At 53.3% G+C, this 23,172-nt stretch carries 28 protein-coding genes; 23 read left to right on the top strand and 5 right to left on the bottom strand.

Translation table 11 applies throughout. The annotated features are described in order from the left end of the window. Nucleotides 1-158 precede the first annotated feature (158 nt). The 18 genes from KM934_RS06865 to KM934_RS06780 all read left to right on the top strand — a co-directional run bounded on the left by KM934_RS06865 (nt 159) and on the right by KM934_RS06780 (nt 15,217). Nucleotides 159-866, top strand: a complete 708-nt coding sequence (locus tag KM934_RS06865) for an SDR family NAD(P)-dependent oxidoreductase (RefSeq protein ID WP_215759880.1) — start codon at nt 159-161, stop codon at nt 864-866. A 6-nt stretch (nt 867-872) separates the two neighbouring features. Next, nucleotides 873-1,451, top strand: a complete 579-nt coding sequence (locus KM934_RS06860; RefSeq protein WP_252344928.1) for an NUDIX hydrolase — start codon at nt 873-875, stop codon at nt 1,449-1,451. Nucleotides 1,452-1,906: 455 nt separating this feature from the next. Then, entirely contained in the window at nt 1,907-2,386 is a 480-nt protein-coding gene (gene msrA, locus KM934_RS13285; protein WP_317192660.1) for a peptide-methionine (S)-S-oxide reductase MsrA, read from the top strand. Nucleotides 2,387-2,427: 41 nt separating this feature from the next. Continuing rightward, complete coding sequence (locus tag KM934_RS06850) at nt 2,428-3,186, top strand: 4Fe-4S binding protein (protein WP_215759879.1); 759 nt, start codon at nt 2,428-2,430, stop codon at nt 3,184-3,186. A gap of 59 nt (nt 3,187-3,245) precedes the next feature. Continuing rightward, nucleotides 3,246-3,707, top strand: a complete 462-nt coding sequence (locus KM934_RS06845) for a peroxiredoxin (protein WP_215759878.1) — start codon at nt 3,246-3,248, stop codon at nt 3,705-3,707. Between the two features lie 19 nt (nt 3,708-3,726). Next, nucleotides 3,727-4,191 (top strand): ribonuclease H, encoded by a 465-nt coding sequence (locus KM934_RS06840; RefSeq protein WP_215759877.1) that lies wholly within the window; start codon nt 3,727-3,729, stop codon nt 4,189-4,191. 81 nt (nt 4,192-4,272) lie between these two features. Beyond that, nucleotides 4,273-5,067, top strand: coding sequence for a class I SAM-dependent methyltransferase (locus tag KM934_RS06835; protein ID WP_215759876.1), 795 nt, complete (start codon nt 4,273-4,275; stop codon nt 5,065-5,067). After that, a complete protein-coding gene (locus KM934_RS06830) occupies nt 5,048-5,794 on the top strand; it encodes a ZIP family metal transporter (protein ID WP_215759875.1) in 747 nt (248 codons plus the stop codon). The genes KM934_RS06835 and KM934_RS06830 overlap by 20 nt, the downstream gene beginning before the upstream one ends. A 29-nt stretch (nt 5,795-5,823) precedes the next feature. Next, entirely contained in the window at nt 5,824-6,816 is a 993-nt protein-coding gene (locus KM934_RS06825) for an aminodeoxychorismate synthase component I (RefSeq protein ID WP_215759874.1), read from the top strand. Between the two features lie 65 nt (nt 6,817-6,881). Then, nucleotides 6,882-7,490, top strand: a complete 609-nt coding sequence (locus KM934_RS06820; RefSeq protein WP_252344926.1) for an aminotransferase class IV family protein — start codon at nt 6,882-6,884, stop codon at nt 7,488-7,490. A gap of 131 nt (nt 7,491-7,621) precedes the next feature. Then, nucleotides 7,622-9,409, top strand: coding sequence for a 1-deoxy-D-xylulose-5-phosphate synthase (locus KM934_RS06815; protein WP_215759873.1), 1,788 nt, complete (start codon nt 7,622-7,624; stop codon nt 9,407-9,409). A 16-nt stretch (nt 9,410-9,425) separates the two neighbouring features. Then, nucleotides 9,426-10,316, top strand: a complete 891-nt coding sequence (locus KM934_RS06810) for a helix-turn-helix domain-containing protein (protein WP_215759872.1) — start codon at nt 9,426-9,428, stop codon at nt 10,314-10,316. 12 nt (nt 10,317-10,328) lie between these two features. After that, the gene (locus tag KM934_RS06805; RefSeq protein ID WP_215759871.1) at nt 10,329-11,165 is read left to right on the top strand and encodes a carboxymuconolactone decarboxylase family protein; all 837 of its coding nucleotides are present in this window, start codon (nt 10,329-10,331) and stop codon (nt 11,163-11,165) included. Nucleotides 11,166-11,180: 15 nt separating this feature from the next. Beyond that, a complete protein-coding gene (locus tag KM934_RS06800) occupies nt 11,181-11,717 on the top strand; it encodes a flavodoxin family protein (RefSeq protein WP_215759870.1) in 537 nt (178 codons plus the stop codon). 184 nt (nt 11,718-11,901) lie between these two features. Then, nucleotides 11,902-12,279, top strand: a complete 378-nt coding sequence (locus KM934_RS06795) for an MmcQ/YjbR family DNA-binding protein (protein ID WP_215759869.1) — start codon at nt 11,902-11,904, stop codon at nt 12,277-12,279. 68 nt (nt 12,280-12,347) lie between these two features. Next, a complete protein-coding gene (locus KM934_RS06790) occupies nt 12,348-13,382 on the top strand; it encodes an alcohol dehydrogenase (protein ID WP_215759868.1) in 1,035 nt (344 codons plus the stop codon). 72 nt (nt 13,383-13,454) lie between these two features. Further along, the gene (locus KM934_RS06785; RefSeq protein ID WP_215759867.1) at nt 13,455-14,765 is read left to right on the top strand and encodes a uracil-xanthine permease family protein; all 1,311 of its coding nucleotides are present in this window, start codon (nt 13,455-13,457) and stop codon (nt 14,763-14,765) included. A 14-nt stretch (nt 14,766-14,779) separates the two neighbouring features. Then, nucleotides 14,780-15,217 (top strand): NUDIX domain-containing protein, encoded by a 438-nt coding sequence (locus KM934_RS06780; protein ID WP_215759866.1) that lies wholly within the window; start codon nt 14,780-14,782, stop codon nt 15,215-15,217. Between the two features lie 994 nt (nt 15,218-16,211). Here the strand turns inward: KM934_RS06780 and KM934_RS06775 are convergent. Genes KM934_RS06775 through KM934_RS06755 form a run of 5 tightly spaced genes read right to left on the bottom strand, consistent with a single transcriptional unit; the run spans nt 16,212 to nt 18,774 of the window. Then, nucleotides 16,212-17,135: a LysR substrate-binding domain-containing protein gene (locus KM934_RS06775; protein WP_215759865.1), complete on the bottom strand. Its 924-nt coding sequence runs from the start codon at nt 17,133-17,135 to the stop codon at nt 16,212-16,214. Nucleotides 17,136-17,139: 4 nt separating this feature from the next. Next, entirely contained in the window at nt 17,140-17,436 is a 297-nt protein-coding gene (gene trxA / locus KM934_RS06770) for a thioredoxin (RefSeq protein ID WP_215759864.1), read from the bottom strand. 5 nt (nt 17,437-17,441) lie between these two features. After that, entirely contained in the window at nt 17,442-18,020 is a 579-nt protein-coding gene (locus KM934_RS06765) for a 4Fe-4S binding protein (protein WP_215759863.1), read from the bottom strand. A gap of 3 nt (nt 18,021-18,023) precedes the next feature. Then, nucleotides 18,024-18,293 carry an ATP-binding protein gene (locus tag KM934_RS06760; protein ID WP_215759862.1) on the bottom strand — a complete coding sequence of 90 codons (270 nt, stop codon included), beginning with the start codon at nt 18,291-18,293 and terminating at the stop codon, nt 18,024-18,026. 40 nt (nt 18,294-18,333) lie between these two features. Continuing rightward, on the bottom strand, nt 18,334-18,774 hold the full coding sequence (locus KM934_RS06755; RefSeq protein WP_215759861.1) for a C-GCAxxG-C-C family protein: 441 nt from the start codon (nt 18,772-18,774) through the stop codon (nt 18,334-18,336). Between the two features lie 271 nt (nt 18,775-19,045). On the opposite strand from KM934_RS06755, the gene KM934_RS06750 reads away from it, so the two are divergent. From KM934_RS06750 to rplI, 5 genes are all read left to right on the top strand, one after another. Continuing rightward, nucleotides 19,046-20,608 (top strand): sensor histidine kinase, encoded by a 1,563-nt coding sequence (locus tag KM934_RS06750; protein WP_215759860.1) that lies wholly within the window; start codon nt 19,046-19,048, stop codon nt 20,606-20,608. A gap of 76 nt (nt 20,609-20,684) precedes the next feature. Further along, nucleotides 20,685-21,383, top strand: a complete 699-nt coding sequence (gene rprY, locus KM934_RS06745) for a response regulator transcription factor RprY (protein WP_215759859.1) — start codon at nt 20,685-20,687, stop codon at nt 21,381-21,383. A gap of 568 nt (nt 21,384-21,951) precedes the next feature. Next, entirely contained in the window at nt 21,952-22,296 is a 345-nt protein-coding gene (rpsF, locus tag KM934_RS06740) for a 30S ribosomal protein S6 (RefSeq protein ID WP_215759858.1), read from the top strand. Between the two features lie 2 nt (nt 22,297-22,298). Beyond that, complete coding sequence (gene rpsR, locus KM934_RS06735) at nt 22,299-22,571, top strand: 30S ribosomal protein S18 (protein WP_215759857.1); 273 nt, start codon at nt 22,299-22,301, stop codon at nt 22,569-22,571. Between the two features lie 19 nt (nt 22,572-22,590). Continuing rightward, nucleotides 22,591-23,136: a 50S ribosomal protein L9 gene (gene rplI, locus KM934_RS06730; RefSeq protein ID WP_215759856.1), complete on the top strand. Its 546-nt coding sequence runs from the start codon at nt 22,591-22,593 to the stop codon at nt 23,134-23,136. Nucleotides 23,137-23,172 lie beyond the last annotated feature (36 nt).

Below are 23,172 nucleotides of genomic sequence, written 5' to 3'. Positions count from 1 at the left end.
CACGTTGATGCAAGATTTTAGTATGTCGGTCTTGACATTTCAACGCAAGCAGCGAGCACTCGGAGATATTCATTTCTGTTTTTTATCCCAACTGGCTTATAATTCGAAAATTTTATCTAAATTTGCACTATCTATGCATATTAAATACCCTATCAGCAATGAATAAGATCGTTTTCGTAACAGGAGCCAACAAAGGCATTGGCTTTGGCATCAGCAAGCACCTCGGCCTGAGCGGTTGGGACGTAATCATTGGAGCGCGCAACTCGCAACGCGCCACGGCTGCCATCAGCAACCTGAAGGCGGCGGGCGTGAATGTGCTCGGCTGGGTAAACATCGAGCTCAACGACCCCGATAGCATCAGCCGTGCGGCCAACGAAATAGCCAAGAAATATCCTTCCCTGAGTCTGCTCGTCAACAATGCGGGCATTCCCGGCGATATGTCGGTAACCAGTTGGGACACCCAGATGATCGACATCAAGGCCACGATAGATGTAAACTATTATGGCACTCTTGCTATTACCCAAGCCCTCCTGCCCGTCATCAAGGCCAACGAAGGCCGCATCGTGAACATCACCGTGCCAAGCGAGGTGAGCCCTTATTGGCATCCGCTGGCCTATGTGGCCAGTAAGGCCGCGCAAAACGCCATGATGGGCGTCATGGCCGTCGATTTCGAGCAGAAGCATATCCCGGTTGAGATCTTTAGTGTGCACCCGGGCCCCACCACCACCGACCTCAACGGCAACATGGCGCTCCCCGGTTTCCACGACATCGACACCGTGGGCAAGTCGTTTGCGGAGCTCATCAACGATGGCAAGGCACACAATGGCGAGTTTATCGAGTTGTATCCTATTGTAAAAGAAGATTGATTGCAAATGAGCAAGATAGAAACGAAACAAGACAAAGACCCCATGGCCTGGGAGGTGCTCGATAGCGAGTATGTCTTCAAACGCCCTTGGCTTACCGCCAGGCGCGACCACGTGAAGTTGCCTACGGGTGCCGAGATCAACGATTTCTACGTGTTGGAGTATCCCGATTTCTGCAATGTTGTGGCCATCACGAAAGACAATAAGTTCCTGATGGAATGTCAGTATCGCCACGCTCAGCACCTCACCGCCATCGAGATACCGGCCGGATGCGTGGAGAAGGGCGAAACATCGCTGGAGGCAGCCCAACGCGAACTGTATGAGGAAACAGGTTATGGCGGGGGCCAATGGACGAAGCTCATGACCATCAGTCCCAACCCTGGAGCCTGCAACAACTATTGCCATTGCTACCTGGCCCTTGGCGTGGAGCGCGTGTCCACCCAGCACCTTGAGAGCACGGAAGACATCAAGATGGTGTTTCTGGAGCAAGACGAGGTGGCGCGCATGCTCAGGAACGACGAGTTTCACCAAGCCCTGATGGCCGCTCCCTTGTGGAAATATTTCGCCATGAATAAGTTGATGGGATGAACACGATCGACATAGCACTTCGCATAGCCACAACGGCCCATGCCGGACAACTCAACCGCGACGGGTATCCAGCCATTCTCCATCCGCTTTCCGTGGGATTGATGGGCCATACCGACGAGGAGAAAATGACGGGATTCCTGCACGAGGTGGTGGAACGCTCCCATTACACCTTCGACGACCTGCTCCATGAGGGCATACCCACGGGCGTTGTGAACGCGCTCCGCCTGCTCATCCATGAGGAGAGGGTGAGTTGCGAGGAGCATCTGCGACGCATCATCCACTCGGGCAATCCCATCGCCCTGCAAGTGGAGCATAACGACTTGCAACAGCATTACGAGCGCGAGAAAGCCCATCCCGACCAACAGGCCAAGTATGGCGAGGCGCTGGCCAAGGTAAGGGAGGCCATCAAGGCTTGCTCGAAGGTCGACCTCTACCAGCCTCCCACCGACCCCCATATTGCCGTGGGCATCTTTGCTTGCGGATGCTTCTGGGGCACCCAGCACCAGTTTCAGAAGCAGCAGGGTGTGGTGGGTACCCTTGCGGGCTACACCGGAGGCACGGAGGCCTTCCCCTCGTATGCCGATGTGCGCGACCATAAGACGCATCATGTGGAGGCCGTCATCGTCGAGTTCGATCCCACGGTGGTGTCCTATGAGAGTCTCTGCAAACTGTTCTTCGAGATACACGACCCCGCACAGACCGATGGCGTGGGACCCGACTTGGGCGCCCAATACCGCAGTTGCATATTCTATCGCGATGAGACCCAAAGGCAGACGGCCGAGCGCGTGATGCAACTGTTGCGCCACAAGGGCTATGAGGTCAACACCCTGTTGCTGCCCGAGGAACCGTTCTACATAGGCGAGGCCTACCACCAGCGCTATTATGAAAAGACGGGTGGCGAACCCTATTGCCATGTGAGAACCAAGAAGTTTTAACCCCATTCGATCATTCAGATTCACCCCAAAACATCCAAAACATGAGAATACGTCAGATCACGTTCAGTCCAACAGGTGGAACCCTACGTGTGTGTGAGGCGCTCTGCGAGGGATTGGGAACCATCGCCACGGCCACGGAACTCTGTGTGCCCGCCGATGAAGTGGCTGTCCCCACCGTCGGGCCCTCCGACCTTGTGGTGGTGGGCATGCCCGTGTATGCAGGACGTGTGCCCGCCTTGGCCGTTGAGCGCCTGAGGTGTGTGGAGACCCACGGAGCGCGTTGCGTGGTGGTGGCTGTCTATGGCAACCGAGCCTACGAGGACGCCCTGGTGGAGATGCGCGATGTGGCCACCGCCATGGGCTTCCGGGTGGTGGCGGCTGTGGCGGCTATTGCCGAGCATAGCATTTGCCGCATGTATGGCGCGGGGCGGCCCGACGAGGCCGACGCCCACGAGCTCGCGGCCTTTGGCGCAGCCATCCGCAACGCGATGGAACGGAAAGAGCCTTCACACCCATTGGTGGTGCCGGGCAACCGCCCTTATAAGCAAGGGTGCACAGGACCGTTCCCCACGGCCAACGACCTTTGCACGGGGTGCGGAACGTGCGCCAGCCAATGTCCTGTGGGAGCCATAGCGCCCGATCATCCCCAAGAGGTCAACCCGGACCTTTGCATCGGATGCATGCGTTGCGTGGCGGTTTGTCCTGTGCTGGCGCGTGGCATAGGTGAGCGCCTCCACATGCTGGAGTCCCATCTGGAGCCTCTCTGCTGTGAGCGGAAGAAAAACGAGTTGTTTCTATAAACCCCAATTGGTCATTTAGTACGAAACCCTGATGACCGATTTTGAAAAATAAAAGCTATATGACTATAGGAGATAAGATTCCCGAGGTCCTGGGCATCGACCAGGACGGACGCGAGATTAAGGCCGCCGATTATCGCGGTCGCAAGATAGTGCTTTACAGTTATCCCAAGGCCAACACCAGCGGATGCACCGCCGAAGCCTGTTCGTTGCAGGCCCATAAGGAGGAGTTGGCCGCCGCAGGTTACGAGATCATTGGTGTGAGCAAGGACAAGCAGGCTTTGCAGAAGAAGTTTGCCGACGCCCACGGCTTGCAGTTCCCCCTCATAGCCGATACCGACACCACCTTGTTGCAGGCGTTGGGATGTTGGGGAGAGAAGGCGACGTGCGGCCGCAAAACCATCGGCATCCTCCGCACCACCTATCTCGTCAACGAGGAAGGCGTTATCGAGAAGATCTTCACACCCAAGGAAATCAAGACGAAAATCCACGCCGAGCAAATCTTAAACGCCATCAAGGCGTAGGGGGAAGCGCATGACTTCTATGCCAACATCCCAGCCTTCTGCCACCTATCAGGTTTGGATAGGCGGCTCGTGCGACTATGGGCATAAGGAGCGTGCAGGAGGTGCCGCCGTGGTGATAGAAAGCGAAGGGCGCACCATCGGGCGTGAGGCGATTAGCGACTTGCATACCACCGAGTTTCGCATGATGCTCACCCTCATGGTAAAGGTGATGCGCCATCTGCCCGAAGCGTCCGACCTCCTCTTCCTGACCAACGCCGCTTACATCATGAACTTCGACAAGGTGCCGACGGCCAAGTCGGCCAATCCCGATTTGATACAACAATGCATTGAGGCGAAGGCCAGGCATCGTTCGGTTGCGGTCAAGATCGTGGCTTACCATAAGAGTAAGCTGCTCATCGAGACGCACGCCATGGCAACCGAGGCCATGGCCCAAACGCGTAAGCGCTTTCATAGCGACCGCAAACGCATTACCCCCAAGCCATAGGCAATCCGTAAAAAAACCATGTTGTGGAAGGCTTTTTCAGTTATTATGCTTACCTTTGCCTACACAAAAAAGTTATGCATTATGCCCTTATCCAACATAGAGAAGCATTATAACAAACATCCCGAGGACAAGCGCTTGTTGCGCCGTCATGGCATTGTTGAGTTTGAAACCACGTTGCACCATCTGCACCGTTTTCTGAAGCCGGGCGCGCGTGTGCTCGACATTGGCGCCGGAACGGGCCGCTACACATCCGCCCTCATGACCGAGGGCTATGAGGTGAAGGCCGTGGAGCTGGTGCGTCGCAACATAGAGGTGTTCCTGGAGCGTGAACCTACGGCCGATGTGGTGCAAGGCGACGCGAGGAACATGCCGTTCCTGCCTACAGCGTGGGCCGACGTCACGTTGCTGCTCGGTCCGCTCTATCACCTGATAGGCGACGAGGAGAAGATCAAGGCCCTGAACGAGGCCAAGCGCGTAACGAAGCCTGGGGGCGTCATTTTTGTGGCCTACCTCATGAACGAATACAGCATCCTGTCGTATTGCTTCGACGAGGAACGCATAGGGGGCTTGTTGGAGCGAGGCGCTGTAGACAAGCATTTCCACATTCAGGCGCAACCCGACGAGCTTTACGACTATGTGCGCCTGGAGGATATCGACCGTCTCGACCAAGGCGCCGGTCTGGAGCGGGTAACCATTTTCTCGCCCGATGGAGCGTCCGACTATATGCGCACGCGACTCAATCGCATGAGCGAAGAGACGTTCGCCCATTTCATAGAATACCAAAAGAGCATCTCCGAGCGTGCCGACCTGATAGGGGCGGGAAGCCATGTGGTGGATGTGGTAAGCGTTGTAGACAATGGCACAAGTATGGATTAGCGCCGCTGGACTGTGCGGAGCGACGATCATCGGTAGTGTGCTGGGATTCCTTATCAAGGGCCTGTCGCACAAGTGGAACGACACAATACTGGGCTATTGTGCCGGCATCATGCTGGCCGCCGCTACCTTGGGCCTGATCGTTCCGGCCTTTGAGCAGGGCGAGCAATGGTGGTTGGTGGTGGCAGGTGTCATGGCGGGCGCGTTCTTCCTGAATGTGCTCGACCTGGTTACGCCCCATTTGCATCATATCACCGGACTCGACGCGGAAGAGCATCGCCATAACGCGTCGCTCAATAGAATCCTGTTGTTTGTCATGGCCATCGCCTTGCATAAATTGCCTGAGGGCATGGCCGCTGGTGTGAGCTTGAGCGATGTGGTGACCACCAACTGGACCGTTAGCTTGGGCATCGCCATACAGAACGTGCCTGAGGGCATGGTGGTCATAGCCCCATTGCTGTTGGCCGGCGTGAAACCCATGCGCACCTTTGTCATATCTGTGGCCATCGGGTTGCTTGAGGTGGTTGGCGTGTGGCTGGGCTTTGCTCTGGGAAGCGTCTCGCAGGCGTTGCTGCCCGTGATGCTGGGCTTTGCCGGAGGGGCCATGCTCTATGTGACGAGCGACGAAATGATTCCCGAGACCCATGCGCATGGCTATCAGAAACAAGCCACATACGCCCTGTTGTTAGGATTCATGAGTCTGGTTCTGATTGAAAAGTTCTTTGAATGACATCCCCACGAGGATGATCCATGCATACTATGAAACAAGTTATTATCGAACGTATCAACCTGCTCGCTCAAGAAGGCGACCCTTTTCTCTTCGTCGTCAATTTCCAAGGTGATGACGCTTTTATCCAAAAATTGTCGGATATTGACCCACGGGAGTGCCTCTACGATTTTGAGGGCACGTCTAACGTGGGGCGACAGGTGGAGCCTCCCTTCCCCTCTGAGGTGCAATGGGAGGTCGACGCTCCCTCGTATGCGTCGTACGAGAAGAGCTTCGATATCGTGAAGAACAACATGTTGATGGGCAACAGCTATCTCGCCAACCTCACATGCAAGGTGCCTGTGAGGTGCAACCTATCGCTTCACGACATATTTCTTCATGCCAAGGGAAAATACAAGTTGCTGCTCCGTGGGCACGAGGAGGAAAACCGCCATTTTGTTTGTTTCTCACCCGAGACCTTCGTGAAGGTCAAGGGTGGGCGCGTCTATTCCTATCCCATGAAGGGAACGCTCGACGCCTCGTTGCCCCAGGCCGAGGAGGTGTTGATGGCCGACGCGAAGGAGGCGGCCGAACACGCCACCATCGTCGATCTCATACGCAACGACCTCAGTAGGGTGGCCGAGGATGTGCGCGTCGACAAGTACCGGTATGTGGATGTGCTCCATACCAATAAGGGCGACATCCTGCAAACAAGTTCCGAGATTAGTGGGCGCTTGTCTCGCAATTACCAAGCGCACATCGGCGATATGCTGGCCGCGCAACTACCTGCGGGCTCCATAACGGGAGCGCCCAAGAACAAGACGGTGGCCATTATCGAGGAGGCGGAAGGCTACGACCGCGGCTTCTATACCGGCATCATGGGCATCTACGACCGAGGAGAACTCAACTCCGCCGTCATGATACGCTTTGTGGAGCAGCACGGCGACGGGTTGTCGTTCAAGGCCGGAGGCGGCATCACCTCGAAGAGCGATTGCCGAAAGGAATACGACGAGGTTCTTCAAAAGATTTACCTGCCCTTCGAGTGAACGGGGTGGGGCATAATATAATAAGGTGCATTCGATGTGCGCCATCGTAACGAACAATCCCAACTATGATGCAACAATTTGTGGAGACCATCAAGGTAAAGAATGGTAAGGCCTTGGCTCTTGCTTACCATCAGGCACGCATGGAGCGTACCATCGCCCATTTCTTTCCCGCGCTTGCCCTCACGGCCATGCCCCGTTTGGAAGAGTGGGTGGCGCCGAAGGCCGATATGGACCTTTTCAAGGCGCGTGTGGTGTATGGCGAAAAGGGGGTGGAGAAGGTAGAATATGCATCTTATGCCATGCGTCCAATTCGCTCATTGCGAGTGGTTTGCGACGATTCGATCGGTTATGACTATAAGAGCGTGGATCGGTCGGCGCTCAACGCCTTGGTGACGAAGCGTGGCAACTGTGATGAGATTGTCATCGTGAAGAATGGGATGGTAACCGATAGTTCTTACACCAACCTCGCTCTGTATGATGGCCATGAGTGGTTGACGCCGCGCCGCCCCTTGCTCCTGGGCACCAAGCGGGCCTTCCTGCTCGACCAAGGATTGCTGAAGGAAGCCGACCTGACGCTTGCCGACCTGCGACGTGCGCAACGCGTGAGCCTCTTCAACGCCATGATCGACATGGGCGAACGTGTGGTTGAGGCCTGCGATATTGCCTTTGAATAGTACCCGGAATGCCATAATCGGTTATTGGGGTAATTATTTCCGAACTCGGGGTATAGGGTAATACGAACCAAGTGGGTATCTTTGCACCAAGAAAAACGAAAACAAGTATTCATCAACAAAACAACACAACCATGTATATAGAAAAAATTCTGTCGCCAGTCGACTTGAAAGGGCTGGACTTGAAGGCGCTTCAAGTGGTGGCCGACGAAACACGTCGGGCCGTGCTCAACCGCGTAAGCAAGCATGGTGGACACGTGGGACCTAACCTTGGTTTTGTGGAAGCTACCGTGGCGTTGCATTATGTGTTCAACGCGCCGAAAGATAAGTTGGTGTTCGATGTGAGCCACCAGAGTTATCCTCATAAGGTGTTGACGGGGCGTGCCTCGGGATTCTTGGGCGATGTAGATGACATGAACGCCATCTCGGGCTATTCGTCGCCTGCCGAATGCCCCGAGTACGACAATTTTGAGGTGGGCCATACCTCCACATCCATCAGTCTGGCCACGGGCTTACAAAAGGCGCGTGATGTGAAGGGAACCGACGAGAACATCATCGCCATTATCGGCGACGGATCGCTCTCGGGTGGCGAGGCCTTCGAAGGTCTCTCGGAAGCCTCCGAACTGGGTACGGGCATCATCATCGTGGTGAACGACAACGAGATGTCGATAGCCGAGAATCATGGCGGCATCTACAAGAACTTACGTGCCCTTCGAGAGTCGGGGGGTACATGCGAGCACAACTGGTTTAAGGCTTGGGGCTTCGAATACAAGTATCTGGAGGAAGGCAACAATATAGAAAAACTCATAGAGGTGTTCCGAAGTGTTAAGGACACCGACAAGCCTACCGTGGTCCATATCCACACCGAGAAGGGACACGGCTACGCACCAGCCGTTAAGAACAAGGAAGCGTGGCATTGGGGATTGCCGTTTAACCTGGAGGATGGCAGTAGGCCGGTGAGGAATGCGGATGGAACGATGCCCGAGGTGGTGGCATGCGAGGATTATGCGGAGCTCTTCAGCGACTGGATGTTACGCGAGATGAAGCACGACAAGACGCTCATCGCCGTTACGGCAGGAACGCCCACAGCCGCAGGCTTTACGCCCGACAAGCGCAAGGAAGCAGGTAAGCAACACATTGACATGGGCATTGCCGAGGAGCAGGCGGTGGCCATGATCTCAGGAATGGCAAAGGGTGGATTGCATCCCGTGTGGACGGTTTACAGCACCTTTGTTCAGCGCACCTACGACCAGATAGCGCAAGACCTTTGCATCAACGCCAATCCGGCGGTCATCAACGTAGTGGGAGGTGGCGTAAACTCGATGAACGACATCACTCACATCTGCCTCTTCGACATTCCGATGCTTTGCAGCATTCCGGGTCTCATCTATCTGGCACCCACCACCTGCGAGGAGTATTTTGCCATGATGCGTTGGGCGATCCAGCAAGACCAAAAGCCCATAGCCATTCGTACGCCAAGCAATGGGGTGGTTCACACCGCCGAGCCGGTTGATGCCGAATATGGTTACGCCCCGAAGTACAAGGTGATGCACCGAGGGTCGAAGGTGGCCATCATTGCCGCAGGATCGTTCTACCAGAAGGGAGAGAACGTGGTGCGCCTCTTGGCCGACAAGGGCATCGACGCCACGCTCATCAATCCTCGCTATTTGAACGCCGTGGACGTCGACGTGCTCAACGCCTTGAAGGACGACCACCAACTGGTGGTGACGCTTGAGGATGGTTGCAAGGATGGTGGATTCGGAGAGCGCATCGCGTCTTATTATGGCACATCGCAGATGAAGGTGCTTGTGGGCGGCATCAAGAAGGGCCTCTACGACCGTTACGACGTGCACGAGTTGCTTGCCAACAACCGTTTGCTCGATGAGCAAATCGTGGAAGATGTGTTGGGTATTGTGGACTGACAAAAGTAAGGTGCTTATGCAAGAGGTCTATTTCAATACCGTCCAAGAGTTCAACGATTTCTATCATCTCGATACGCTCCACCCGTTGGTGAGCGTGGTGCGCTTCGACAAGCCAAGGACATTGGAGGAGGTCACGTGTCATTATGGCCTCTATGCCCTGTTTCTCAAGGAGAACAAAGGATGCAAATTGTCGTACGGGCGCACCAAGTATGATTTCGATGAGATGACGGTTACAAGTTTCGCACCGGGTCAGGTAATCCACGTGGAACCCAATCCTGATGTGTCGGTTCCTAAGTGGACAGCCATCGTGTTTCACCCCGACCTGCTCAGTCGCACCTCATTGGGTAAGCGCATAGGCCGATATGAGTTTTTCGATTACACCTCCAACGAGGCGTTGCACCTTTCGTGTGGCGAGATTGACATATTCCGGGGTGTGCTCTCCATGATACAACAGGAGTTGAAACGAAGCATCGACAAGCATTCGCGCGAGTTGATCGTGAGCAACAGTGAGTTGCTGTTGAACTATTGCCTGCGCTTCTACGACCGTCAGTTTATCACCCGCGAGGAGATCAACCATTCTGTGGTGAGGAAATTTACGACGTTGCTCGACCAATACATTGCCAACCAAGCCCAGCACGAAGGGTTTCCTTCGGTGGCTTACTTTGCCGACAAATGTTGCTACTCTCCTAAGTATTTTGGCGAGTTGGTGAAGACCGAGACGGGACGGACGGCCAAGGACCTTATCAATGATCGTGTGCTACGGGCTGCCCTACAACTCCTTAACGACGAGACGCTAAGCGTTAAGATGGTGAGCCAACAGCTTGGCTTCGAGTATCCCCAACACTTTGTGAGGTTCTTCAAGGCCAAGACGGGACAGACGCCTTCTGGATATAGAAAGATCGTATAAGTGCCCAAGGATATGAAGAGGTTTGTTTTAATCATAATAATCATAACAATTTCAATGCAAGTTATGGCACAAAAGAAAATAGTACAGACAGCAGGACGCGCACAGTTGGGCGAGTTTGCCTCAGAGTTTGCCCATCTTAACGACGACATTCTGTTTGGTGAGGTGTGGAGCCGCAACGACCTTCTCTCGTTGCGCGACCGAAGTGTGGTGACCCTTACGTCACTCATCAGTCAGGGCATTACCGATAGTTCGCTGAAATATCATCTTCAGACGGCCAAGAACAATGGCATTACCCGCACCGAGATAGCTGAGATAATAACCCACATCGCCTTCTATGCCGGATGGCCCAAGGCATGGGCTGCCTTCAATCTTGCCAAGGAGGTGTGGGCGGATGAGGTGGCCCAGGAGGTCTCGGACGAAGCTAACCATCTGGCGTTTCCCATAGGAAATCCCAATACGGCATACGCCAAATACTTCACGGGCAATAGCCATCTCGCCCCGTTGACTCCCAAAAATATTGGCGAAGGCGAACAAACGGCTCTGCCTATGAGCAACGTGACCTTTGAGCCTGGATGCCGCAACCATTGGCATATACATCATGGCGCACGCCAAATGCTTATCTGTGTGTCGGGTAAGGGATGGTATCAGGAGTGGGGCAAGCCGGCCATTCCACTTAAGGCGGGCGATGTGGTCGATATTCCAGAAGGCGTGAAGCATTGGCATGGCGCACAAAAGGACTCATGGTTCCAGCATATCGCCACCCATGTGCAGGTGGAAAACACATGTCCTGGTTCGGCCCCCAACGAATGGTTGGAGCCTGTGAGCGAAGAGGAATATAACAAACTGTAAACTCGGAAAATCGATATGAAGAAAGTAATTGTTATCTCAACCAGCTTACGTGTTGGGTCGAATAGCGACATGCTCGCTGATCAGTTTGTGGAAGGTGCTCGCAAGGCGGGGCACGAAGTGGAGAAGATTTCGCTCGTTGGCAAGCAAATAGCGTTCTGCAAGGGATGCATGGCCTGCCAGAAACAGGGAAGGTGCGCCATACCAGACGATGTTAACGACATTATGCAGAAGGTGCTTGGCGCCGATGTGGTTTGTTGGGCCACGCCCATCTACTACTATGAGATGAGCGGCCAGATGAAGGTGCTCATCGACCGCACGAACGCCATGTATCGCTTAGACTATCGGTTCCGCGATGTTTACATGCTCTCCACGGCTGCAGAGGACGAGCCAGAGGTGCCCCAACGCGCCGAGGCCGGCCTCACCGGATGGGTCGATTGCTACCCCAAGAGTCGCTTGGCGGCCACACTTTTCTGTGGAGGCGTAGATGGCCCGCGCGCCATTGCCGGCAACGGTAAGTTGCGGGAGGCATACGAGTTGGGCAAGAAAGTGTGAGGTCTTGATTGAAATTTCCTGCGAAAGAGAGTGGGATCCTCTGTTTTTATTTTTACCTTTGCCATGCGTCAAGAAACGGTTTGTGGGAGTGTTTGGTAGCGCTCGGCCGAAACCCTCTCTTGGCGCATGCAGGCTTTAGGGCCTTCAAGACCGATAAATCATCAACAGAGAACCCCAAGCAACCATGGACATAGAGCAAGTGAGGGCCTACACGCTGTCGCTATATGGCGTGACCGAAGACCAACCCTTTGGCGACGATAACATAACTTACCGCGTTGAGGGAAAGATATTTTTATGCCTTTGGTTAGGGGGAGGATCCCACTCCATGAACGATAGCATGCCTCGCTTTGCTTGTAAGTTGGCTCCTGAGCGCAACGAAGCTTTGCGCGAGCAATACGAAACCGTCACTCCGGCGTTTCACTGGAATAAGAAACATTGGAGCGACATTTATTATGAGCAACTCGACCCATGCCTGGTGAGGGCATGGATCAAGGAATCCTACGAGTTGATTATCAGCACATTGCCCAAGGCCAAGAGGGCAAAATACCTGTTGCAAGCATGACATGATCCGTATGGTCTCGACACTCGACCATGCTTTGGGGCCACGTGGTGAATATTAAAACATAACTCATGAAAGCATACACATACATAGAGAAAGGACGGTTTGCCATGACCGACAAGCCGAAACCCGTGATAGAGGAACCCACCGACGCCATTGTTCGCGTTACCTTGGGCAGTATCTGTACGAGCGATCTCCACATCAAGCATGGTAGTGTGCCCAGGGCGGTGCCCGGCATTACCGTTGGCCACGAGATGGTGGGCGTTGTAGAGGCTGTTGGGAGTGAGGTGAAAGGCATCAAGGAAGGCGATCGCGTCACCGTGAATGTGGAGACCTTCTGTGGCGAGTGCTTCTATTGCAAGCATGGATATGTGAACAACTGCACTTCGCCCCATGGCGGTTGGGCGTTGGGTTGTCGCATTGACGGTGGTCAGACGGAGTATGTTCGCGTGCCGTTGGCCACCCAAGGATTGAACCGCATTCCCGATAGCGTTACCGACGAGCAAGCCTTGTTTGTGGGCGATGTGCTGGCCACCGGTTTCTGGGCGGCCCGCATCAGCGAGATTACCGAGGACGACACGGTGCTCATCATCGGCGCGGGACCGACGGGCATCTGCACCTTGCTCTGCGCCATGCTGAAACACCCGAAGCGCATCATTGTTTGTGAGCGGTCGGAGGAACGTCGCGCATTCGTAAAGAAGCATTATCCCGAGGTGCTGCTCACCACACCTGAGGAGTGTCAGGTGTTTGTGGAAGCCCATAGCGACCATGGGGGCGCCGACCGCGTATTGGAGGTGGCGGGCGCCAACGCCACGTTCCAGTTGGCTTGGCAATGTGCGCGCCCCAACGCCATCGTCACCATTGTGGCCCTCTACGACGAACCGCAGGTGTTGCCCTTGCCCAACATGTATGGCAAGAACCTGACGTTCAAGACGGGTGGGGTGGACGGTTGCGATTGCGAGGAGGTGCTCCACCTCATTGAGCAGGGCAAGATCGACACCACACCGCTCATCACACATCGCTTCCCCCTCAGTAGGATAGAGGAAGCCTACCGCATCTTCGAGAACAAGGAGGACGGGGTTATCAAGATAGCTATTTATAATTAACTTCATACCGATGGCCTGGGCGCAATGGTGCGTTCAGGCCTATAGGTTTCATACTAACATCAATAAAGCATTATGTCAAATTCAGTAGAGAACCTCTATCGGCTCGACGGTAGAGTGCCGTTGGGCAAGGCTCTTCCCTTCGGCTTGCAACATGTGCTGGCCATGTTTGTCAGCAACATCACCCCCATCATGATCTTGGCGGCGGCCGTGGGGCTCGATAGCGCCATTAGCGCCGCACTTATCCAAAACTGTATGGTCATCGCCGGTATAGGAACCTTGGTGCAGCTCTTCCCCGTGTGGCGTGTGGGTTCTCGCTTGCCTATCGTGATGGGCATCTCGTTTACGTTCCTTTCGCTCGCCATCAGCATCGCCGGCGCTTACGGCATGGGCACGCTCATCGGTGCGGTCATCGTGGGCGGATTGGTTGAGGGAACGCTCGGACTGTTTGTTAAGTATTGGATCAAGCTCATCCCTCATGTGGTGTCGGCCACGGTGGTTACGGCCATCGGATTCTCGCTCCTTCCCATTGGCGCCAACTCGTTTGCCGGTGGCCAAGGAGCAACCGACTTCGGCAGCATGAGCAATTGGATTGTGGGTAGCGTAACGCTTCTTGCCTGCTTGCTTTGTCAGGTGTTTGCCAAGGGCTTCCTGCGCTCGTTGTCGGTCCTCGTGGGTCTTGTGGTGGGCTATGTGCTCTCGTGCTTCATGGGCATGGTCGACTTCGGCGGCTTGTCGGGACAGTCGATCATTGCGCTCCCGCGCATCCTTCCTTTCACCCCCGAGTTTAACGTGGGTGCCATTCTCTCCGTTGTGGCCGTGTACCTCGTGTCGGCCACCGAGACCATTGGCGACACCTCAGCCCTTTGCAATAGCGCCCTCAAGCGCGACCCCGCGACCCGCGAGATGGGGTCGGCCATCTGCTGCGATGGTTTCGTCAGCTCCGTGTCGGGTTTGTTTGGTTGTACGCCCATTACCTCGTTTAGCCAAAATGTGGGTTTGGCGGCCATCTCGGGTGTGGTCAACCGATTCACCATTGGCGTGGGAGCCGTGGTGATGATCATCGGTGGTGTGTTCCCCGTTATTGGCGCAGCCCTGACAACCATCCCTCAGGCCGTGCTCGGTGGTTGCACCATCATGATGTTTGGAAGCATCCTCTTTGCCGGTTTTGGCATGATGGCGCGCGCTGGCTTCTCGCAGCGCAACATGGTTATCGTTAGTCTCTCGCTCAGCATGGGTCTTGGCTTCACGCAAGCCACAGGCATGTTTGCCATCTTCCCCGAGATTGTGCGCACGGTGTTTGCTGAGAACTGCGTAGCCGTGGTGTTCCTCCTTGCCGTAGTGCTCAACCTTGTGCTGCCTAAGAAGGTACAGGGCGAGATGTAGAATGGCATAGCCTTATGACCTACACTTATCAATATCCGAGGCCGGCGGTAACGGCCGATTGCGTGGTTATTACCACTGAGGAGGTGCCAAAGGTGCTGCTCATACAACGGGGCAATGAGCCCTATAAGGGACACTGGGCTTTCCCTGGTGGATTCATGAACATGGACGAGACCGCGGAGCAATGCGCCATTCGTGAGTTGGAGGAGGAGACGGGGCTCGTCGTTGAGCGGGTTCGACAGATTGGCGCCTACTCGAAGGTCGACCGTGACCCTCGGGGGCGCACCATTTCGGTGGCCTATCTGGCGATGGTTGCCAGTCAGATAACTGTGGCTGGACACGACGATGCTGCCCAGGCGGCTTGGTTCCCTTTGACCGATCTGCCCGTGTTGGCCTTCGATCACCAGGACATTATGGCGGACGCCATCGCATTATATCATAAGGTGAACAGGTAGAGGATGGTGTTGCGCTTGTGGCAACACCAAGAGATTAAGGCAAGAAGCACACCGCTTCTTGCCTTTTTGTGTTTTTCGATGGTAAGGCATTTGGGATAATTCCCAATCGGTCATTAGACCGAAATGGGTGAATTATTATGATTCTATGGATTCTTTCCAACTCTTGTCAGCGTTTCTTTCGGCATCTTGCTTCCATTCGCGTTTCGCCATAGCCCGCTATGGCTTCAACTCGAATGTCGCAACCTGCTCGAAAGAAACACTAACAAGAATTGAAATCTAACGACCGATTGGGGATAATTGGTGGAAATAGACGCTTGAGACAATTCGCTTGGATTCGGAAAACGCGCAACAAACTATAGCAAGAACTACACGTTTCTTTTTCACGAGAGCGCCGTTAGCCGCAAATACGCAATTCTTGGCGGACTTTTGTAATTGATTGGTGTTCAGTAGTTTAGTGTGTAAATGGTTGTTTTCTTATTCCGTATTTTACATTCTTCATTGCGAAACATGCCTTTTCGTACGTCGATACCTGCCCTTTTGAGTTGCGAAACCTACCTAACCCCAATGCGGAAAGCCATCTTGCGCAACTCGATACATGCCTAATCGTAAATAGGCAGTTCCTAATTTTGTTTTCCATTTCGTAAAAACGACTTTTTCGCTCTCTAATTCACCACAAAAAGTGAGCCCGTTTTTTTCAGAACTTTTCAAACATATTATCCCTAATGGGTCATTAGACCGAAATAGGAAATTTCGGCATCTTGCTTCCTTTCGCGTTTCTATATAGTCCCGCTATGCCTTTGGGTGCGCCTGTCGCAACCTGCTCGAAAAGAATTGAAATCTAACGACCGATTGGGGATAAAAAGCAAAAAGCTTGGGGCTTTTTGCAGGAAGCCCCAAGACGCGTGTGGATGGCGCTTGGGGCATTTCCGGGAAGAACGGCGTGGCAACTCGCTGTCCTTCTGTCTTTTTTACAGACTTTGCTTATCTGTGGTGGTTAGAGGCGTAGGGGGCGACGCACCGTCTTGCTCAGCATGCTTTCGGGCATGAAGGTCTTGAGGGTGTCGACCACGGTGTTGAGCATACGCTCGCGCACATAGTCGTCTTTGATGTAGAGCGATATGCGTCGTTGTGATAGATAGTCGCCTTCGATCTTGCGAACGTTGGCGCGTTGTTGCTCGGAAAGAAACGGCAGGTGCATCTCGGGGATGATGGTGAAGCCACCATTCTCGTCGACAATGCGTATCAGCGTGTCGATGCTTCCCGCCTCGTAGATGTGGGTTCCCTTGCTGCGCGCCTTGCAAAACGAGAAGGCGCTTTCGCGTAGGCATTGCGCCTCTTTCATGATCCACATGTTCTCGTGTTCGAGATTCTCAGGTTTGAATATGGGCAATTTTCGCCAGCAACTCTCGGCTATGTATACATAGAATCGTTCTGTGTAGAGTGGTATTTCCAATATGCCTTGTCGGATGTTGTCGGAGATGGCGATGCCCGCGTCGAACTCTCCGTTGAGGAGTGCCTCGAACATGAAGCTCGCCTTCAGTTCACGGATGGAGAGGTCGACGGTGGGGTAGTCGTTGCGATAATGGTGGATAAACTTGGGAAGCAGATAAGGAGCGATGGTGGGACCGACGGATAGGGCAAACGATCCGCCAATAGTCCCCTTGTCTTCGCTCGCCAGTTCCGCAATGCGATCGGTTTCCATCAGTGCCCTTTGTGCTTGCCGAATGATCTTCTCGCCGGCGACGGTCGGTTTCACCGTTTTGTTTGATCGCTCGAAGAGACGCACATCGAGTTCCTTCTCCAATTTCGCCACCATGGCACTCAGGGTGGGTTGTGATATATGGCACGAATCGGCCGCCCTCGCAAAATTGCGAAAGCGGTCGATGGCAACAATGTATCTGAGTTGTTGAATGTTCATGATTTTATGTGTGGCTTGCCAGAAGGTTCTTGAGGTCGGCAAGATTCATGGCTCCGCTTTGTCGCCAGAGCATCTCGCCTGCACGGAAGAGTATGAACGTAGGCACCGACTGGATGCGGTAAGCGGCGGCCAATGAGCCATTCTTGTCAACGTCTACCTTGATGATGCGGATGTTGTCGCCAAGGTCGGCTTTCAGTTGCTCGAGCACGGGGTGCATCTGTTTGCATGGGCCACACCATGTGGCGAAGAAATCTACCAAGGTGAGTTGGTTGCTATTGATGATGTCGTTGAATTTTTCCATAATGTTTATTGGTTTTTGAGTTTACAAATCATTTGAGTCATATTGCCCATGGGACAGAACACGCACCAGGTGCGCGGGCGGAACACGACGGTAAGGATGACACCTACGATAAGCGAGGTGAGCATGATGCCGTAAAGGCCGAAGGCGAACTGCGCCACCCAAGGGTCAACGGCTACGGGGTAGGCCCAATGCCAGGGTACGTCGAAGGTCCAAAGCAGGTGGATGGTTTGGTGAAGCGAGTCGAGACCTTTGGCCACGTGAACCGTGAGCACAATCATCTGGATGAAGAAGAACAGGAAGAACACCAGGAACCCGTTGCGGAACCACTTCGACGAAAGCCATCGTGGCGCCACCCTCTTGCTCGACCATCCAAGGGTGTTGCCTATCTGTAGGAACAGTTGGCCACGGCCGCAATAGTTGTTGCAGTAGCCTTTGCCGCCTCCGAAGATGGCCATCAGCAGGGGAATGAGGAAGCATACGACGCCAAGCCACGCAAAGATGATGTTGAAGAATCCAAGGGTGAAATAGGTGGCGGAGACGATCCAAAGGTAATCGTTCCACTTCTTGGGTTTCTGTTTAGCCATGGGTTATCGTGTTACTTTATGCATGACACCCGCTGGGCAATTCTTTTCGCAAATGCCGCAACCGACGCAGCGGTCCTCGTCGATGACGGCGTAGCAACCTTTGAGGATGCTAATGGCGTCCTTGGGGCACATCTTTACGCATACGCCACACGCCACGCATCGGTCTTGTTCGTTCTGTGCTTTGTATTTGCTTCTGGGGCGAGCCTTTTCCCTGCTGGCAGGGGATGCGCAGGCGAGGCTCGGGGCTTGTTGGGTCGAAAGGGTTGTGGTCATGGAAGGCTTCTCTTTACCTATTTTTATATATGCGAATGCTTTAGGTGGCGGGGTGGGGATGCTGGCGCGTTTTGTCGCCTGTCTCGGCAGCGGGCAGTTGTTCCAGCAATTCCTCGAGCAGTTCGGAGGCGTCGGCCACGCAGAGTGGGCACTCGCGGAGCATCTTGCCTGTGCCAACGCCCTTGAGCAGTTTGCACTGGGTGGAGCCGTTGCGCTGGCGGAACTTCTCCATCATCTGGCGCATGCCCTTCAAGGCTAAGGATTTGTTGCGGGTGGCCAACCCGTAAACGATACCGGCGCCTACGAGCGCTCCGCACGTGCCCTCCATATTGCCCATGCCGGCGGCAAAGCAGTTGCCAACGTGCTTGATGGTTTCTTCGTCGATACCGGTGAAGTCGTGGTAGGTACAGCAAACCGCTTGGGTGCAGTTGTGTGATCCGCAGGCCTTCTTGCCCGCTGCTATGTCTTTTCTGGTTTCCATAATTCTAATGTGGGTTTCTTTTGGTGCAAAGGTAGGTTTTTTGTTATAGACAAGCGAATGTTTTTGTCTATCTTTTGATAGATGACGTCTATAATAGGCAATGCTTGTCGGCATAGCTTTGGGTAACAGGGCTGATAATAAAAGGGAATGGGTGGAATTTAGTTGCATATTTGCAACTATAATATAATGATATAGTTAATAACGTCAAAATATTCCGAAATTCTTAACAGAAAGATGTTAACGCATTAAGAAAATCTTTATCTTTGCCCTTATGAAGAAGAAAACCATTTGGATCATCGCCGTTATCATGGGCCTGAGCTTCGTCATATTGCTTGGATTGCAGTTGACGTACATACAGGAAATGGCCAACATGAAGAAGGAGCAGTTCGACGAAAGCGTGAACCGCGCCCTCTACCAGGCGTCGCGCAACTTGGAGCTCAATGAGACGTTGCGCTATCTGGAGAAGGATGTGAACGAGACCGAGCGGCATGCCTATCGGGTGGATAGCGTGGGCACAAGGTCGGGCAATCCCGACGATGGCACCGTGCAGCGCTCGCATCAGTTTGCGGTGCAAGGCAAGGATGGTACGGTGTATTCTTCCTTCGAGCTGAAAACCATCTCCACGAAGCCCGCGCAGATGCCCAAGGCCATGATTCTGAAGAACGATCGCAACTCGAACAACGCAGCGAGCAAATCGCTTCAGGAAATAGTGAAGAACCGCTATGTGTACCAAAAGGCGTTGCTCGACGAGGTGGTGATGAATATGCTTTATTCGGCATCGGAAAAGCCTCTGAAAGAGCGAATTAACTTCAAGATACTCGATCAGGACCTGAAGGCGGAACTGATGAATAATGGTATCAACATTCCTTACCATTTCACGGTTACCACACAAGACGGTCGCGAGGTGTACCGTTGTCCCGACTATACCGACGAGGGCGTGGAGTTTACCTATTCGCAAGTGCTCTTCCGCAACGATCCGGCTTCGAAGATGGGCGTGGTGAAGGTGCATTTCCCTGACATCAATGGCTATATTTATTCGAGCGTGAGGTTCATGATACCCAGTGTGGTGTTTACCCTGATATTGCTCATCACCTTTGTGTTCACCATCGTGGTGGTGTTCCGCCAGAAGCGTTACAGCGAGATGAAGAACGACTTCATCAACAACATGACTCACGAGTTGAAGACACCTATAGCCAGCATCTCCCTGGCGGCTCAGATGCTCAACGACGACAGCGTGCCCAAGACGGAGAAAATGATGAAGCATCTCACGGGAATCGTCACCGACGAGACCAAGCGATTGAGGTTCCTCGTGGAGAAAGTGTTACAGATGTCGATGTTCGACAGAAAGAAATCGACGTTTAAGAAGAAGCACCTTGACCTCAACGAGATGGTGGAGACCATTGCCAACTCCTTCTCCCTGCGTGTGGAGCATACGGGTGGAAAAGTCTATGTGGATGTGGGAGCCATCGACTCGGCCATCTACGTGGATGAGGTTCACTTCCAGAATGTCATCTTCAACCTGATGGACAATGCGGTGAAATATCGCCAGCCCGACAAACCGCTCAATGTGTACCTGAAGACGTGGAACGACGACCAGTATCTGTATTTCTCATTGGAAGACACGGGCATGGGCATGAAGAAAGAAAATCTGAAGAAGATATTCGATAAGTTCTACCGCGTTCATACGGGCAATGTGCACGACGTGAAGGGATTCGGCCTCGGTCTGGCCTACGTGAAGAAGGTGGTCGACCTGCACGATGGCGACATCAAGGTGGAGAGCGAATACGGCAAGGGCACGAAGTTTACCATCAAGTTGCCCGTGATAAAAGATTAGTGATAGGGGAGCGCCCACCTCGTGAGGGCGTTGCCACATAATATAATTGATAACAAACTTGTAAAATAGAATGATTATGGACGAAAAAGTTAAGATTCTGCTTTGCGAAGACGACGAGAACCTCGGAACGCTTCTTTGCGAATATCTCATAGCAAAGGGTTACGACGCTGTGTTGTGCCCTGATGGTGAAGTCGGTTATCGCGAGTTTACCAAGGAAAAGTTTGATATCTGCATCCTCGACGTGATGATGCCCAAGAAGGATGGATTCACCCTGGCTCAGGACATCCGCCAGATCAACTCGCAGGTGCCCATCGTCTTCCTGACGGCCAAGGTGCAGAAGGAAGATGTGCTCGAGGGCTTCGACAAGGGTGCTGACGACTACATCACAAAGCCTTTCTCTATGGAGGAGCTGGTGAAGCGCGTGGAGGCCATCATGCGCCGTGTGAGAGGAAAGAAGAACCGTGAGAGCAGTATGTACAAGATCGGTCGCTTCACCTTCGACACACAGAAGCAGTTGCTCGTCATTGGCGACAAGCAGACCAAGCTCACCACCAAGGAGAACGAGTTGCTGGCGTTGTTGTGCTCACACGCCAATGAGATCCTGAAGCGCAACGACGCCCTGCGCACCATTTGGATTGACGACAACTATTTCAATGCGCGCTCAATGGATGTTTACATCACCAAACTGCGTAAGCATCTGAAGGACGACGATCAGATCGAGATCATCAACATCCATGGCCAGGGCTACAAACTAATTGTTCCTGAGGAAGATTGATGGACCTATAAGGGTAAACAAGACCCAACCTGGCGGTTTGGAAGAACCCAGGGGGGCTTATAAGATAAGGTGGGGTGGACAGGCGCGAAAGGTGCGAGTCCACCTCACCTTTATGTAAGTGGGACACTTGGGCCTTTGGAAGGCTCATGTTTGTCCTTTGCGTTTGTGAGGCGTTTGCTCTTTTCGTGGATTAGTACTTTCCTGAGGTCTTCTCGTTTCGCACGTGGCCTGCGATGCCCAAGACGATGAGCGCTAATGGAAACAACAGAAATGCGTTGTGGTCGGTTAGCCCCGTCGCGTAAAAGCATGCCATGAGCAACACCCCAGTGTATACCAAGGGAAGGCCAAGCCAAGCGGCGTGAGCTCTGAGAAAAAGCGCCGCCGTGCGCGTAATCTTAAGCAAGGATTTCTTCATAACGCTGCAAAAGTAATAAGAAAAGGCGGGTGCGCGAATGTTTTTTGTGTTAAAAAGCAAAAAACATGCAAGATGCGTGCTTTTATGTGCGAACAATTTTGTAACTTTGCACCCGCATTTTGCAAAATAATAATTAATTTCATTCAAAGTAGTATGAATCAATACGAAACCGTTTTCATTTTGACTCCCGTTTTGTCTGATGAACAGATGAAGGAAACGGTCGCTAAATTCAAGAAGCTGCTCACCGACAATGGTGCAGAGATTCTGAACGAAGAGGCCTGGGGATTGAAGAAGATGGCTTATGCTATTCAGAAGAAGTCTACAGGTTTCTACTGCCTGTTGGAGTTCAAGGCTGAGCCATCAGTGATTGACCGTCTCGAGACTGGCTATCGCCGCGACGAGAGAGTTATTCGTTACATGACCGTGAAGCTCGACAAGCACGCTGTTGCTTACGCTGAGAAGCGTCGTGCCAAACTGGGTAATAAATTGGAGGCTTAATTATGGCAGAGCAGAAAAATTCAGAAATCCGTTATTTGACCGCTCCTTCTATTGACACCAAGAAGAAGAAGTATTGCCGTTTCAAGAAGAGCGGTATCAAGTATATCGACTATAAGGATCCCGAGTTCCTGAAGAAGTTCCTCAACGAGCAGGGTAAGATTCTTCCCCGTCGCATCACAGGTACTTCATTGAAGTATCAGCGTCGTGTGGCTCAGGCTGTCAAGCGTGCACGCCAGATCGCACTGCTTCCATACGTAACCGATTTGTTAAAGTAATTGAAAAGGAGGCTAAGATATGGAAATCATACTGAAGGAAGATATTATCGGACTTGGATACAAGAACGATATCGTTAAGGTGAAGAGCGGCTATGGCCGTAACTACTTGATTCCCACAGGCAAGGGCGTTATCGCCTCAGAGAGCGCTAAGAAGGTGCTCGCTGAAAACCTGAGACAGCAGGCTTGCAAGATCGCTGCTGCTAAGGCTGAGGCTGAGAAGCGTGCTGAGGCTCTGAAGGACGTGGAGGTTGTTGTTGTTGCCAAGGTTGCCGCCACTGGCCACCTCTATGGCTCTGTCAACGCTCTCGTCGTTGCTCAGGAGCTCGCTAAGAAGGGCATCGAGATCGACCGCAAGATCATCACCATGCACGACATCAAGAAGGTTGGTGACTTCGAGGCTACCGTACACTTCTTCAAGGATGTTGAGGTGAAGGTTCCTGTGAAGGTTGTGGCTGAGAAGGCTGAGGTCGTAGCTGAGGAGGCTCCCAAGGCTGAAGAGGCTCCCGTAGCTGAGGCTGCTCAGGTTGAGGCTCCCGCCGTTGAGGAGGCTCCCGCCGCTGAGTAATCCACTCGAATATGCTTGGGCCGCTCATGTGGCCTG

It is taken from the genome of Hallella faecis, from assembly GCF_018789675.1.
Lineage (GTDB): Bacteria > Bacteroidota > Bacteroidia > Bacteroidales > Bacteroidaceae > Prevotella > Prevotella faecis.
This window is presented reverse-complemented; position numbering and strand designations above follow the sequence as displayed.

Excerpts from the sequence above, each read along its gene's own strand:
- KM934_RS06865 (WP_215759880.1), top strand. The coding sequence starts at position 159 with ATGAATAAGATCGTTTTCGTAACAGGAGCCAACAAAGGCATTGGCTTT.
- KM934_RS06860 (WP_252344928.1), top strand. The coding sequence starts at position 873 with ATGAGCAAGATAGAAACGAAACAAGACAAAGACCCCATGGCCTGGGAG.
- KM934_RS06850 (WP_215759879.1), top strand. The coding sequence starts at position 2,428 with ATGAGAATACGTCAGATCACGTTCAGTCCAACAGGTGGAACCCTACGT.
- KM934_RS06845 (WP_215759878.1), top strand. The coding sequence starts at position 3,246 with ATGACTATAGGAGATAAGATTCCCGAGGTCCTGGGCATCGACCAGGAC.
- KM934_RS06840 (WP_215759877.1), top strand. The coding sequence starts at position 3,727 with ATGCCAACATCCCAGCCTTCTGCCACCTATCAGGTTTGGATAGGCGGC.
- KM934_RS06835 (WP_215759876.1), top strand. The coding sequence starts at position 4,273 with ATGCCCTTATCCAACATAGAGAAGCATTATAACAAACATCCCGAGGAC.
- KM934_RS06830 (WP_215759875.1), top strand. The coding sequence starts at position 5,048 with ATGGCACAAGTATGGATTAGCGCCGCTGGACTGTGCGGAGCGACGATC.
- KM934_RS06825 (WP_215759874.1), top strand. The coding sequence starts at position 5,824 with ATGAAACAAGTTATTATCGAACGTATCAACCTGCTCGCTCAAGAAGGC.
- KM934_RS06820 (WP_252344926.1), top strand. The coding sequence starts at position 6,882 with ATGATGCAACAATTTGTGGAGACCATCAAGGTAAAGAATGGTAAGGCC.
- KM934_RS06815 (WP_215759873.1), top strand. The coding sequence starts at position 7,622 with ATGTATATAGAAAAAATTCTGTCGCCAGTCGACTTGAAAGGGCTGGAC.
- KM934_RS06810 (WP_215759872.1), top strand. The coding sequence starts at position 9,426 with ATGCAAGAGGTCTATTTCAATACCGTCCAAGAGTTCAACGATTTCTAT.
- KM934_RS06805 (WP_215759871.1), top strand. The coding sequence starts at position 10,329 with ATGAAGAGGTTTGTTTTAATCATAATAATCATAACAATTTCAATGCAA.
- KM934_RS06800 (WP_215759870.1), top strand. The coding sequence starts at position 11,181 with ATGAAGAAAGTAATTGTTATCTCAACCAGCTTACGTGTTGGGTCGAAT.
- KM934_RS06795 (WP_215759869.1), top strand. The coding sequence starts at position 11,902 with ATGGACATAGAGCAAGTGAGGGCCTACACGCTGTCGCTATATGGCGTG.
- KM934_RS06790 (WP_215759868.1), top strand. The coding sequence starts at position 12,348 with ATGAAAGCATACACATACATAGAGAAAGGACGGTTTGCCATGACCGAC.
- KM934_RS06785 (WP_215759867.1), top strand. The coding sequence starts at position 13,455 with ATGTCAAATTCAGTAGAGAACCTCTATCGGCTCGACGGTAGAGTGCCG.
- KM934_RS06780 (WP_215759866.1), top strand. The coding sequence starts at position 14,780 with ATGACCTACACTTATCAATATCCGAGGCCGGCGGTAACGGCCGATTGC.
- KM934_RS06775 (WP_215759865.1), bottom strand. The coding sequence starts at position 17,135 with ATGAACATTCAACAACTCAGATACATTGTTGCCATCGACCGCTTTCGC.
- trxA (WP_215759864.1), bottom strand. The coding sequence starts at position 17,436 with ATGGAAAAATTCAACGACATCATCAATAGCAACCAACTCACCTTGGTA.
- KM934_RS06765 (WP_215759863.1), bottom strand. The coding sequence starts at position 18,020 with ATGGCTAAACAGAAACCCAAGAAGTGGAACGATTACCTTTGGATCGTC.
- KM934_RS06760 (WP_215759862.1), bottom strand. The coding sequence starts at position 18,293 with ATGACCACAACCCTTTCGACCCAACAAGCCCCGAGCCTCGCCTGCGCA.
- KM934_RS06755 (WP_215759861.1), bottom strand. The coding sequence starts at position 18,774 with ATGGAAACCAGAAAAGACATAGCAGCGGGCAAGAAGGCCTGCGGATCA.
- KM934_RS06750 (WP_215759860.1), top strand. The coding sequence starts at position 19,046 with ATGAAGAAGAAAACCATTTGGATCATCGCCGTTATCATGGGCCTGAGC.
- rprY (WP_215759859.1), top strand. The coding sequence starts at position 20,685 with ATGGACGAAAAAGTTAAGATTCTGCTTTGCGAAGACGACGAGAACCTC.
- rpsF (WP_215759858.1), top strand. The coding sequence starts at position 21,952 with ATGAATCAATACGAAACCGTTTTCATTTTGACTCCCGTTTTGTCTGAT.
- rpsR (WP_215759857.1), top strand. The coding sequence starts at position 22,299 with ATGGCAGAGCAGAAAAATTCAGAAATCCGTTATTTGACCGCTCCTTCT.
- rplI (WP_215759856.1), top strand. The coding sequence starts at position 22,591 with ATGGAAATCATACTGAAGGAAGATATTATCGGACTTGGATACAAGAAC.